Origin of the sequence: Ligilactobacillus sp. MP3, assembly GCF_024436335.1 — a bacterium.
Taxonomy (GTDB): domain Bacteria; phylum Bacillota; class Bacilli; order Lactobacillales; family Lactobacillaceae; genus Ligilactobacillus; species Ligilactobacillus salivarius.
In genome coordinates this window covers 203,560-215,620 of sequence record NZ_JANFQI010000001.1, presented here as the reverse complement: position 1 = coordinate 215,620, position 12,061 = coordinate 203,560, and the positions used below count along the sequence as shown (strand labels likewise).

The 12,061-nt window shown below is 32.1% G+C and carries 15 protein-coding genes and 1 other annotated feature; of the genes, 1 reads left to right on the top strand and 14 read right to left on the bottom strand.

Features of this window, described 5'->3' with window-relative positions:
- Window positions 1-112: 112 nt before the first annotated feature.
- Window positions 113-478 (bottom strand): DUF3397 domain-containing protein, encoded by a 366-nt coding sequence (locus tag NOU10_RS01080; RefSeq protein WP_080739331.1) that lies wholly within the window; start codon window positions 476-478, stop codon window positions 113-115.
- Between the two features lie 13 nt (window positions 479-491).
- Window positions 492-1,688, bottom strand: coding sequence for an aspartate kinase (gene dapG / locus NOU10_RS01075; RefSeq protein ID WP_255905793.1), 1,197 nt, complete (start codon window positions 1,686-1,688; stop codon window positions 492-494).
- Between the two features lie 206 nt (window positions 1,689-1,894).
- Here dapG and NOU10_RS01070 point away from each other — a divergent pair, with 206 nt between their 5' ends.
- On the top strand, window positions 1,895-2,020 hold the full coding sequence (locus NOU10_RS01070) for a DUF4044 domain-containing protein (RefSeq protein WP_003706458.1): 126 nt from the start codon (window positions 1,895-1,897) through the stop codon (window positions 2,018-2,020).
- Window positions 2,021-2,064: 44 nt separating this feature from the next.
- Here the strand turns inward: NOU10_RS01070 and NOU10_RS01065 are convergent, their stop codons facing one another.
- From NOU10_RS01065 to NOU10_RS01010, 12 genes are all read right to left on the bottom strand, one after another.
- Window positions 2,065-3,000 carry an alpha/beta hydrolase gene (locus NOU10_RS01065; RefSeq protein ID WP_095759735.1) on the bottom strand — a complete coding sequence of 312 codons (936 nt, stop codon included), beginning with the start codon at window positions 2,998-3,000 and terminating at the stop codon, window positions 2,065-2,067.
- 14 nt (window positions 3,001-3,014) lie between these two features.
- Window positions 3,015-3,890, bottom strand: coding sequence for an amino acid ABC transporter substrate-binding protein (locus tag NOU10_RS01060; protein WP_003707534.1), 876 nt, complete (start codon window positions 3,888-3,890; stop codon window positions 3,015-3,017).
- The gene (locus tag NOU10_RS01055) at window positions 3,890-4,528 is read right to left on the bottom strand and encodes an amino acid ABC transporter ATP-binding protein (protein WP_003706461.1); all 639 of its coding nucleotides are present in this window, start codon (window positions 4,526-4,528) and stop codon (window positions 3,890-3,892) included. The genes NOU10_RS01060 and NOU10_RS01055 overlap by 1 nt, the downstream gene beginning before the upstream one ends.
- A 12-nt stretch (window positions 4,529-4,540) precedes the next feature.
- A complete protein-coding gene (locus NOU10_RS01050) occupies window positions 4,541-5,182 on the bottom strand; it encodes an amino acid ABC transporter permease (RefSeq protein ID WP_095758582.1) in 642 nt (213 codons plus the stop codon).
- A 106-nt stretch (window positions 5,183-5,288) separates the two neighbouring features.
- Window positions 5,289-5,534: a binding site (T-box leader), on the bottom strand.
- Between the two features lie 53 nt (window positions 5,535-5,587).
- Window positions 5,588-6,391, bottom strand: coding sequence for a septum site-determining protein MinD (gene minD / locus NOU10_RS01045; RefSeq protein ID WP_255905792.1), 804 nt, complete (start codon window positions 6,389-6,391; stop codon window positions 5,588-5,590).
- A 1-nt stretch (window position 6,392) separates the two neighbouring features.
- Window positions 6,393-7,064, bottom strand: a complete 672-nt coding sequence (locus tag NOU10_RS01040) for a septum site-determining protein MinC (protein WP_255905791.1) — start codon at window positions 7,062-7,064, stop codon at window positions 6,393-6,395.
- A 17-nt stretch (window positions 7,065-7,081) separates the two neighbouring features.
- A complete protein-coding gene (gene mreD / locus NOU10_RS01035) occupies window positions 7,082-7,594 on the bottom strand; it encodes a rod shape-determining protein MreD (protein ID WP_003706463.1) in 513 nt (170 codons plus the stop codon).
- An 11-nt stretch (window positions 7,595-7,605) separates the two neighbouring features.
- Window positions 7,606-8,460, bottom strand: a complete 855-nt coding sequence (mreC, locus tag NOU10_RS01030; protein WP_255905790.1) for a rod shape-determining protein MreC — start codon at window positions 8,458-8,460, stop codon at window positions 7,606-7,608.
- A 114-nt stretch (window positions 8,461-8,574) separates the two neighbouring features.
- A complete protein-coding gene (locus NOU10_RS01025; protein ID WP_003710333.1) occupies window positions 8,575-9,579 on the bottom strand; it encodes a rod shape-determining protein in 1,005 nt (334 codons plus the stop codon).
- A 174-nt stretch (window positions 9,580-9,753) separates the two neighbouring features.
- Entirely contained in the window at window positions 9,754-9,963 is a 210-nt protein-coding gene (locus tag NOU10_RS01020; RefSeq protein ID WP_003700473.1) for a cold-shock protein, read from the bottom strand.
- 13 nt (window positions 9,964-9,976) lie between these two features.
- Window positions 9,977-10,654: a DNA repair protein RadC gene (gene radC / locus NOU10_RS01015; protein ID WP_087367227.1), complete on the bottom strand. Its 678-nt coding sequence runs from the start codon at window positions 10,652-10,654 to the stop codon at window positions 9,977-9,979.
- A gap of 53 nt (window positions 10,655-10,707) precedes the next feature.
- Window positions 10,708-12,009, bottom strand: coding sequence for a folylpolyglutamate synthase/dihydrofolate synthase family protein (locus tag NOU10_RS01010; RefSeq protein WP_255905789.1), 1,302 nt, complete (start codon window positions 12,007-12,009; stop codon window positions 10,708-10,710).
- Between the last annotated feature and the right edge of the window lie 52 nt (window positions 12,010-12,061).

The window sequence follows — 12,061 nt, the reverse complement described above, 5'->3', positions numbered from 1 at the left end:
TTAAAAAAAATTTCAAATATATTTCAGTTATAGATTTACTTAAGTTCATTCTTATAATTTTATTTGCCAATAAAAAAAAGCGACTGGAATCTCTTCCAATCGCTCTATATCGCTACAATAAAATAGCCTTAAAAATTGTCATTATTAATACAATAAAGTATGTAAACAGTGTTACTAAATCTAAAATTCTAATAAATCTGGTCCAAAATACACCATAAACAATATCACCACTTCTATATGCACCAGCAAATATCATTATCAAGCCCACAACAGACATTACAAACACCAAATATGGAAATAATGATATTCCTATCAATTCAATAGAAGTAAAATGAATTGCAATTATTAAGAATATACATAAAACATCTAATTTCTTTAAACGTCGAGGCCAAATATTTTTGAATCTATTTTTAAACATAGTCAATACTATCCATAGAAAAACCACTATACACAGCTGAACTATCCAACTTCGTAACACAATCTCCACATCCTTAATTTTCTAAGAAGGCTTCATGTAAGGTATTAACTGCTAGTTTGAAGTTATCTTCAGTCACTAAAATCCAAACAGTGGTATCACTATCAGCTGTTTGTAAGATTTCAACCCCAGTTTTTGAAAGTGCTGTAACCATTTTAGCAATAACACCTGGGGTTCCTACCATACCGCCACCAATAATAGATACTTTAACACAATTTTCAACAAAGTTCACTGGTATATTATATTCTTCAAAGATTTTTTTAGCTTTTAATCCATCTTCACGACTTGTATTGAAAACAACTTGCTTAGGTGAAATATTGATAAAATCAATACTTACATCATTTTCAGCTAACACTTTGAAGATCTTTTCAGCTTCTGTATTGTTAACTGAAAGGTTGATTTGTGTTAAGCCTGTTTGATGTGCAATACCTGTAACTGTACGATAATGTTCAATGCTAAGGTTCTTATCAGTAACTAATGTTCCCAACTCATCCACATCATCCCAAGTTGAACGAATTCTCATTGGTAAATGTGCTTGATGCGCAACTTCAACAGCACGTGGATGAATTACCTTTGCACCTTCATGAGCCATATTAGCAACTTCGTCATAGCTAACTGTTTTCAAGAAATGCGCGTTCTTTACAATTCGAGGGTCAGCTGTCATCATACCAGAAACATCAGTGAAAATATCAACACGTTCTGCATCTAATGCAACTGCCAATAAAGCAGCTGATGTATCAGATCCACCACGACCTAAAGTTGTGACGTGCCCTTCTTCTGACATTCCTTGGAATCCAGAAACCACTACTACGTCATGAGAAGCGAATGCATCTAATACAGCGTCTGTCTTCACTTCTAAAACTTTAGCATTTTGATAGTCATTATTTGTTCTAAAACCAGCATCTGGACCTGTCATAGCTACGGCGTTAAATCCATTTTCTTTTAACATTTGTGTAAAAACTGCTGTTGAAATAACTTCCCCCACAGAAACAATCATATCTAATTCACGAGGAGTAAGTTTGGTTCTTTCACCACCTACCAAGCTAAGTAATGAATCAGTTGCATAAGGGGCACCTTTTCTTCCGATTGCAGATACAACGATTACCACCTTATATCCTTCATTTACCGCATGTTCAATATGTCGCATGGCAGACTTTCTTGATTCATCATCTTGGACAGAAGTTCCACCAAATTTTTGAACCATAATTTTCATTATAATTCCTCCTCAAACTTAAAAATATTTCTCCTAAATTTAATTATATTAAGAAAATTTTAATTCTATTTTTCTATTATTATAAATTCATCTTGTATAAATTTCAACAATGATTATCTAATTTTATAAAATCAGTGACAACTATTGATTTTTAGCATAATAATAGTTTATAGTTAAACATGATAATATGATAAAGGGTGAAAAATGTGGCTAAAAAAACAAAGAAAGAGCGTTCTACTTTCCAAAAAATAACTTTAGTTGTTGTATGGCTAATGCTTATCTTTACAATTGGTAGTGTTGTCCTATCAGCAATTGCAAGTTTTATGAATTAAAAAATGAGACTGAGAAATCTTTTATGACTTCTCTAGTCTCATTTTTATTTTAGATATTTATTAAAAAATTCATTTACTCTTTTCTGATACTCTTTAGGATGGTTATTATATGAATTTGCATGTCCTGTATTTTTAGTTACCCATAACTTTTTAGGGGCTGAAGTTGCTTTATAATTTTCATATACCATTTTCGTTGGTACAAAGGTATCACTATCTCCATGAATAAAGAAAATCGGTAACTTATTCTTTTCTAACTGCTTTGTTGAACTGCCCTTACCAAAGTCATATCCAACTCGAATTGTTCCCATAATTCGTGCTGCAGTTATCATCGGTTCTTTAGGCAGATTAAATTGTTGCTTTAATTGTTCGCTTAATTCCGATTCTATACTTGAATATCCACAATCTTCAACAATTGCTTTTACTTGTTTAGGTAGACATTCTCCACTTACCATCATAACAGTAGCGCCACCCATACTTACACCAAATAGTCCAATCTGTGAATCAGACCCTTTCTTAGCAATAACTTGTTTAATCCATTTCACATAATCCAGTCTATCTGGCCAGCCGAATGTAATATATTTACCTTGACTCTGTCCACTTGCCCTATCATCTGGAGCTAAAACATTATAACCTAAATTATGAAATAGTCTAATATATCTAGCCATATGCATCGCTTCTCCTTTATATCCATGAGCGACGATAATGGTTTTATTAGTTTTATTCTCCGCTGGTAAATAAATAGCTCTAAGTTTTAAATTATCTGTAGCAGATTCTTCATACCAATTTTGATAATTTTGTTTCTTTAACCAATTTTGATCTGCTAGTAATTTCTTATCAACTTTTCCTTTTGGTCCTGACTTAACTGTTAGGTCTGGTTTAAAAGCATAACTAACTAAATAATAGCTTCCACCTGTTATCCCAAGTAAAATCAATATCACTAAACCTACTATTAAAGAATATATTAGCTTTCTCTTCTTCATTTTAATAAATTTCCTTAATCAATTTTTTGATTCTCAATCTCTTTCAAAGGTACCATTTTGGTAGTACCAAACCATTTATTACTTATTTTTTGCAAGGTTCCATCTTTTGCCATTTGAGCTAATGCTACATTAATCTTCTTTTGTAAAGTTTTATCACCTTTACGCATACCTACAGCAAAATTTTCGGATTCAAATCCAACATCACTAATACGATAGCTATTAGGATCAGGTTCGTGTGCAACATAATAGTCTGCATAAACACTGTCAATTAATAATCCTTGAATTCTATTAGCATTTAAGTCTAAAAATGCATTATTGAATGTATCATATTGAACTGCTTCTTTTACGTAATTCTTTAATAATTTAGGTTGTGACATATAAGATTCATAACCAGATGAACCTGATTGTAGCCCTAATGCCTTTCCTCTCATGCTCTTAGCACCATAAACATTTTCTTTCTTTTTAGATACAAGAACTTGTTGATTACGTAAATATGGAACACTGAAAGCTACAGTCTTTTTACGCTCTGGATTTACTGTATATCCGTTCCAAATTAGATCAATAGTTCCATTTCTTAGTTCTGTTTCCTTCATAGACCAATCTATTGTTTGAAAATCTACATCAATTCCATAACGCTTGAATACTTCTCTAGCCAAATCTACGTCAAATCCTACTAAAGAACCATCCTTTTCACGAAATCCCATTGGAACAAAACTATCATCTAAACCAATAACTACTTTCTTTTTCTTCTCAATCTTCTTCCAATTATCTTGATCATTAGCACGTTTTCTAACATTTGTACAACCTGCTAAAGTTGTTCCTACTATTAAGAATGCTAACAAGCAAGTAATAATTTTTACAATTTTCTTCAAAGAAATCACCACTCTCATTAATAGCCTAAGGGTTTCACTTTCAAAATATTATCTGCAATCTCTTCTGCAAAATCCATGTCGTGAGTTACAATAATTTGTGTCATTCCTTCTTTTTTCAAGTTCAAAATGATATCTTTAACTGTAGCTGTCAATCCTGGATCTAAAGCAGAAGTTGGTTCGTCATAACATAAAATTTGTGGTTTCATCGCTAGAGCTCGTGCAATTGCCACACGTTGTTTTTGACCGCCAGATAATTGGAATGGATATAATCCTTCCTTTCCTTCTAAAGCTAAACCATTTAATAAATTCTTAGCTTCAGTTTCAGCAATTTCTTTCTTCTTTTTTAAAACCATAGTAGGTGCTAAAGTTACGTTTTGTAAAACTGTAAGGTGTGGGAATAAATTATATTCTTGGAATACTACACCGATAACAGAATCATTATTTTCATTTGTATATGGATCAAATGCTTGACCATCAATTAAAATTTGACCGCCGTCAATCTTTTCTAGTCCACTAATACATCTTAAAAGTGTTGTTTTACCACCACCTGATTGACCAACGATACATAGAATTTCACCATCTTTAACTTCTAAATTCAAATTATTTAAAATAACTTTATCGCCAAAGCTTTTACTAATATTCTTTAACTCTAACATATGCTAACCTCCTTATTTCCAGTAACTGTAGTATTGTTCTAATTTTCTTAAAATAAAGGTTAAAACTGCTGTCATAACTAGGTAAACAACACCTACCATTACCAATGGAACTAGTGTAACATCTCTACTTGTTGCAACATTTCCAGCCCTTAATAAATCTCCAATACCGATTACGTAAACTAAACTAGAATCTTTAACTAAATTAATAACTTCATTTCCAATAGAAGGTAATACAATCTTTACAACTTGAGGTGTTACTATTTTTCTAATTGTTTGCCAGTAAGTTAAGCGTAAAACTTTAGCACTTTCATACTGACCTTTGTCAATTGATTGTAAACCACCACGGAAAATTTCAGCAAAATATGCAGTATAGTTTAGAATAAACGCAAATAATGCTGCATCAAATCGTCCTAATGTTAACCCTACTAAAGGCAAACCATAAAATACAAAAATCAATTGTAGTAATAAAGGTGTCCCTCTCATCAACCATACATAAAATCTTAAAATTGCTTTTAATAATCTAAATCGTGAAATTAATGCCAACCCTACGATCAACCCCAATGGTAAAGAACCAATTAGAGTCAAACAAAAGATTTGTAAAGTCATTTTTGCACCATCCAATAATGATGGTAACACTTCTAATACATAATTCATCCTTTATCCTCCTAATGTAAATCAATTAATTAATCATTAAACTAGCTAGTAAAACAAAAAGTAAGTTATTATCATAAACAAAAAGCCCTCCTAGATCTAGTCGATCTAAGAGGGCACTATGAAAGTACGGTTCCACCTCGATTTTGCTAAATTCTCACGAAAGTAGCCTCATCAAGTTACACATACGTATAACTCACATCTTAACGCAATAACACGTATAGGCCTACTAAAATATTCAACCTATAAACTCACGGGTGTGGTTCAATCAAGTGGATCGGTATCCCTTTCAGCTGATAAAGATACTCTCTTTCGGCGTCCGTACTTCATCTACTCTTCCGTTCATCGTCTTTATTTATGATGATAATAAATTAACATTTTAATTAGAAATTGTCAAGAAATTATCACTTATTTTTTAAACCAACTAATGAATTTTTTCATAAAGCCGCCTTTTTCTGTTTCTCTAATTGTCATTAAAGGTACTGTTTCACCTTCTAAACGGCGGGCAATATTACGATATCCTTGTGAAGCTGGATTTTTTTCATTCAACACAATTGGTTCACCCTTGTTAGAGTATGAAATAACCTCATCATCATCAAAAACAATTCCAATTAATTTAATTGATAAATGATGTGTAATTTCATCAACATCCATCATATCTCCGTCATTCATCATATGGCGACGAATACGGCTAATAACTAACATTGGTGGCTCTGTAAGTTCTTTTTGTTCAAGTAATCCAACAACTCTATCAGCATCTCTAACTGAAGAAATCTCAGGTGTAGAAACAACAATCGCTTCATCTGCTCCAGCGACAGCATTCATGAAACCTTGTTCAATTCCAGCAGGACAATCTAATAAGATATAATCGAAATCCGGCTTTAATTCTTCTACAATTGCTTTAACTTCTTCTGGCTCTAAGGCAGACTTATCAGTATTTTGAGCGGCTGGCAATAAATAGAGCTTATCATCAAATCGCTTATCTTTAATTAAAGCTTGATGTAATTTTGCTGTTCCTTGAGCAACATCAACAATATTATAAATAATGCGGTTATCCAGTCCTAATATAACATCTAAATTTCTTAAACCTATATCTAAATCAACCAAACATACCTTTTTTCCTAGTAAAGCAAGTGCTGTTCCTAAATTAGCAGTTGTAGTAGTCTTTCCAACACCGCCCTTGCCAGAGGTAATAACTATTGCTTTTCCCATTTTAAAAGCCTCCTACCTGATTAAATATCTTTGGACGTAGAGATTTTAACTTGTCAATACTTGTAAATTCCAAAACATGTAGATCATTTACAAACACTAATGAATCTGTCCCAACTGTAACTTTTTCCTCATCAACAATGTCAACTAAATCTCCTATTCTAAGTTGTTGAGCCCCAAAAATATCTCCTAAAATAATAGATCGAACATTACTATCAAAACCAGCATGAATAATTCCACTAACACTACCCATGACATAAATATTTCCAGTTGCTCTCAAGATTCCACCTTGATGCAGATTTCCCAAAAATAGGACATCCCCTGTTATATCTTTAACTTGTCCATTACGAATTACATCGCCATTAACATGCACATTCTTACTGTCCATTATTTGCAATGCTTCTTTAATATTAATAACATCAGAAACAATTCTATGTACTAAAAAATTAGGGTAGTTATCAACTATCTTTTCAATTTCATGTTTTTGGTCAATGGTTAATAATCTTGCACCTGTTTTGATGTTAAATGCAATTTTCTCATCATTCTTTTCTTTTTCATGTTTTAATCGCTCAAACAGTTCAGTTAACTCAATTAATATCTGTGAGAAAGCAGCATCTGCTTTTAACTCAATTTCATAACCATCTTTATAACCCTTTAATACAACACTCTTTTGCATTGATACACCCCTCATCTTTAATAATTTGTTTCGAAGAAGTGTTCTAATGGGAGGAATAAAACTACAAACCAAGCTAAGTTATAAATTAAAGTTGGTCCTAAAGTTCTACCAATTAAATCTGTTATTGTCGCATTCGTAAAATCAACTAGTGAATTAGCCCAAAAGAACAAAAATGTCACAATTGTTATATCTATTAAGTATATTAATAATACCACAATAAACGATCGTGTGAAAAACTGAAACATATATTTTGTTACATATACCATCAAAGGAAGTATCATTGTAAATACACCTAAAATACCCGTATAAAACATATCATAAAATAAACCAACGATTGCAGACCACATTACTAAATGCTCTACATTTCCATAACAGACGGCCATTACTATAAAAAGTAATACTAACCTGCTTTCCATGGCCATTGTGTTAGTAAACATATACTTTGCAAACACTTGTGTCAGACCACCATCTAAAAACATTGCTAAAAACAGTCCGATTGGAAAATAGTAATTCATTTTTTCTGTTCTCATCACTTTAACCTCTAATCATCAGTTCTTACTGCAATTGTCACAAAACTCAAGTCATCCAAATCAACAGCTGGCTTTATATAAATCTTAGATGGTAAGCCATAATCATCATCAGAAACTTTCTCAACTGTCCCAACTAATAGTCCTTTAGGTGTAGATCCACCCATACCAGATGTTACCACTTTAGTACCTTTTTCAATTTTCTTCTTAGAAGTTACTTGTCCCATTACCAAATCACCGCTATTAGTGTCGTAATTAGTAATCAAACCATTGATAACATCACCAGATTTACTTGTCACTTGTACAGCGAATCTATTAGCTGAATCATTATTTGTAGAAATTAACTCTACCTTACTATTAGAATTATTCACTTCTGTAATTCGTCCAACAATTCCCTTTCTAGATAAAACAGAATCACCCTTTTTAATTCCAGCAAGTGAACCTTTATTAATAGTTACTTGATTTTGCCAAGTTGAAGGAGTTCTAGTTAAAACATATGCAGTAACTTGATCATAATTAGTTAAACTTTTAGATAATTTTAGTTGTGCTTTTAACTGTTGGTTTTCTTTTCTTAAAGTTTGATTTTCTGCATCTTTTGCAGCTAAACTATCTACTTGCTTTTTTAATTGTTGATTTTCTTGGTAAGTGTTCATTAAATTAAAAAATGAAGATGTCGCATTTTTAGCCCCATCTAAAGGATAACTAACTACTCTATCAACAATTCCAGCTGCATCATTTCCTATCTGTTGTACAAATGTAGGAGCCTTTCTATTATTTCTTACAGCAATAGAAAATGCAATTAATAAGAAACTTATAATTAATGCGATTAATACAATAACCAGTTTTTTGTTAAAAAAAGATTTTTGCATTGTATGATCCTCCTATAACTATTATTTTTCAAGTAAGATTTACTCAAAAAATAAGCCGTATCACTAAAAGGAAATCACTACTACCTTCTAATCGACACGACTTCAATAGTTAGTTTATTTGTCTTTCATGACTTCGATACTCTTCAATGATTCACCTGTTCCAATAGCAACACAATCTAAAGGTTCAGATGCCACAAATACTGGAACTTTAGTTGCTTCTGAAATAACTTCAGGTAAATGTTTCAATAAAGCTCCACCACCAGTAAGGACAATTCCGTGATCGATAACATCAGCAGCAATTTCTGGAGAAGTTTCTTCTAATGTTTCTTTGATTGCTACAATAATTTCTTGAACAACTTCTTGAATTGCTTTAGCTACGTCAACAGCTTCAATTTCAACTGTTTGAGGCAATCCTGATACTAAATCACGACCACGAATACTTTGACTTTCAATATCTTTAGCAGCTTCAACTGATGCAGATGCTACGTCCATTTTTAATTGTTCAGCTGTACGTTCACCAATTAAAAGATTGAAGTTTTTACGTACGTAAGAAATAATTGCTTCATCAATCTTATCACCAGCCATTCTAATAGAACGACTTGATACAATCCCACCTAAAGAAATTGTTGCTACATCAGTAGTACCACCACCGATATCAACAACCATATTACCAGTTGGGTCCATAACAGGTAATCCAGCACCTATTGCAGCAGCAAAAGGTTCTTCAATTGTATAAGCATCTCTAGCACCAGCTACTCGAGTTGCATCTATGACAGCTCTTTTTTCTACTTCTGTTACACCACTAGGAACACATACCATTACGTAAGGCTTGTTAGCTTTGTTTCCTAAAGCCTTTTGGATGTAATATTGCATCATTGATACTGTTGTATCGTAATCAGCAATAACACCATCTTTCATTGGTCTAATAGCTACAATACTTTCAGGAGTACGACCAATCATATCTCTGGCTTCTGAACCAACGGAAACGACCTCTCCTGTTTTTATGTTTTTAGCTACGACAGAAGGTTCACGTAAAACAATACCCTTACCTTCTTCATATACAATTGTATTTGCTGTTCCTAAATCAATTCCTATGTTTTTCGTTCCGATTCCGAACACCATTTTTCTTCCCTTCCATAATCCCTGAGCAGGGTAATATAACGATAAGAGTATTATATCATATTTAACAATTATCGTTTAGTTTAAATTAAGTTCAACATATAGGATACACGATTTTTTTTACTCTTTAAAGTATATCCATAAACTTTATAAATTATTAATTTTTTTATAAAGTTAATCTGAAATAAGTTCTACATTAGCGGCTTGTGGTCCTCGTTTTCCTTCAATCGTTACAAAACCTACACGTTGACCTTCTTGTAAAGTTTTAAATCCTTCAGTTTGAATTGCTGAAAAATGAACAAAAACGTCATCTTTGCTATCATCTGGAGTTATAAAACCAAAGCCCTTTTCTCTATTAAATTTATGTACTGTTCCTAAAATCATATTGTTACCCACCTTAAAATTCGACTATTTTTTCTTCTGCTAAGCTTAAATACACTTCAGAACCTACAATTACATGATCAATTAGTTCAATTCCAATCATCTTTCCTGCATTAATTAATCTTTTAGTTAATTGAATATCATTTTTTGAGGGTTCGACATTCCCGCTTGGATGATTATGTGCTACTAAAATTCTGGCACAACTAAAATTTAATGCATATTTAAAAATTTCTCTTGGATGTACCGTAGCCGAATTTAATGTACCTTTAAAAATCACTTTTTCGCTCAATACTTGATTCTTAGTATCTAAGCATACACATACCAACAATTCCTGCTTACTATCACCAATTTTATCTATCATATAATTTCCAAACATACAACTTGAAAAGATTTGCCCCAAAACTAATCCTTCTTTTTCCTTATAGCGTTCTGAAAATTCTCTTAGTGCTCTAATTATAGCGACTTTTTCATCATCCTTACACAAATTTTTTAGTCTCTCATCACTAAAAAATTGTAGTTCATTTAATCTTTGGTGCTCATCAAAAAAATTCTTAATCACATTCTTAGCAGATGTTTGTGAAACTTTAGTAGTTAATATAAATTGCAATAACTCTTTATTAGTTAGTGTCTCAGCTCCAAAGCGAATAATTTTGTCTGTTATATATTTTTCTGAATAATTATTAGTTAGTGTCATATAAAAATCTCTCCTCTCACTATTAAAGTACGTAAAGAAGAGTTTTTATATGTTTATCCTTCAAAGTTATTTCTAACTTCAGAAATAAAATATAGAGAGCCAGTTATCAATAACATATCATCTAGTGACATATTAGATATGACTTCACCTATTGCTTCTTGCCAATGTTCCACATACTTTACATTATCATGTAATTTAAAATCTGCCAACTTTGTTACTTTTCGTGGTCCTTCAAAGCGAGTTACAGTTACATGTACATTTGGCAATTTTAACAACTCATCTAACATTTCATTAGGTTGTTTATCAGCTAAAATAGCTAGAATAACATAAACTTCTCTATCCGCAAATTCTTTTTTCAAAAGTTGGGAAATTCTTTTCATCGCTGCCGTATTATGAGCACCGTCAATCACCACTAATGGTTCTTTATTTAAAAGTTCAAATCTTCCAAGCCATTGTGTTTTTTGAATTGCATTTTTTATATCTTTATTAGAATAATTAATTCCTTCAAGTTCAGCAAATTGAATAAATGTTTCAATAGCTAAAGTTGCATTTTCTATTTGATGAAATCCTTCCATAGAGATATGTATATTACTTATTTCTCCTCTACTGTCTGAAAAATCAAACTTTTCTCCCCAACCTTGTTCTAACTTTACTTTGCTGGAAAAATCTTTATCCATTATTAATAATGGTGCTTCTTTTTCTTTAGCTACTTGTTTAACTACTTTTATTGCTTCATCTGGAAGTTTACCAATCAAGATTGGCTTTTTATACTTGATTATACCCGCTTTATGTGTTGCAATTTTAGTAATTGTATCGCCTAAAATATGAGCATGATCCATTGCAACAGTCGTAATAACTGACATAAGCGGAGTAATAACATTAGTAGAATCAAATAATCCACCAATTCCTACTTCAATTACAGCATAGTCAACATGTCCTTCAGCAAAATAAACAAACATCATCGCTGTTACAATTTCGAATTCTGTTGGTCCACCTTCACGATCACGCCAATCTGAATCCATTTCTTTCACTACTGGTCCAATTATATTAACCAAACGAACAATTTCTTCATCACTAATCATTTTCCCATTTACAGATATTCTCTCATTAAACTTCTCGATAAATGGTGATGTAAATGTTCCTACATTATATCCTTGTTCTGCTATTAAGTCTCTCAAATACGCTGTTGTCGATCCTTTACCGTTTGTACCTGTTACATGAATAGCTTTTACTTTTTCATGTGGATTTCCCAATCTCTTCATGAAATCCCTCATTCTATCTAAAGTTGGGATCTTTTTAAACTTAGTTCTTCCATGAATAAATGCCAAGGCATCATTATAATTATTTACGAACATTTCTCTGCCTCTCTCTAATAGTATTAACCATCATCCATTATAACAGATAAAA

Excerpts from the sequence above, each read along its gene's own strand:
- dapG (WP_255905793.1), bottom strand. The coding sequence starts at position 1,688 with ATGAAAATTATGGTTCAAAAATTTGGTGGAACTTCTGTCCAAGATGAT.
- NOU10_RS01065 (WP_095759735.1), bottom strand. The coding sequence starts at position 3,000 with ATGAAGAAGAGAAAGCTAATATATTCTTTAATAGTAGGTTTAGTGATA.
- NOU10_RS01060 (WP_003707534.1), bottom strand. The coding sequence starts at position 3,890 with ATGAGAGTGGTGATTTCTTTGAAGAAAATTGTAAAAATTATTACTTGC.
- NOU10_RS01055 (WP_003706461.1), bottom strand. The coding sequence starts at position 4,528 with ATGTTAGAGTTAAAGAATATTAGTAAAAGCTTTGGCGATAAAGTTATT.
- NOU10_RS01050 (WP_095758582.1), bottom strand. The coding sequence starts at position 5,182 with ATGAATTATGTATTAGAAGTGTTACCATCATTATTGGATGGTGCAAAA.
- minD (WP_255905792.1), bottom strand. The coding sequence starts at position 6,391 with ATGGGAAAAGCAATAGTTATTACCTCTGGCAAGGGCGGTGTTGGAAAG.
- NOU10_RS01040 (WP_255905791.1), bottom strand. The coding sequence starts at position 7,064 with ATGCAAAAGAGTGTTGTATTAAAGGGTTATAAAGATGGTTATGAAATT.
- mreD (WP_003706463.1), bottom strand. The coding sequence starts at position 7,594 with ATGAGAACAGAAAAAATGAATTACTATTTTCCAATCGGACTGTTTTTA.
- mreC (WP_255905790.1), bottom strand. The coding sequence starts at position 8,460 with ATGCAAAAATCTTTTTTTAACAAAAAACTGGTTATTGTATTAATCGCA.
- NOU10_RS01020 (WP_003700473.1), bottom strand. The coding sequence starts at position 9,963 with ATGATTTTAGGAACAGTACATAAATTTAATAGAGAAAAGGGCTTTGGT.
- radC (WP_087367227.1), bottom strand. The coding sequence starts at position 10,654 with ATGACACTAACTAATAATTATTCAGAAAAATATATAACAGACAAAATT.
- NOU10_RS01010 (WP_255905789.1), bottom strand. The coding sequence starts at position 12,009 with ATGTTCGTAAATAATTATAATGATGCCTTGGCATTTATTCATGGAAGA.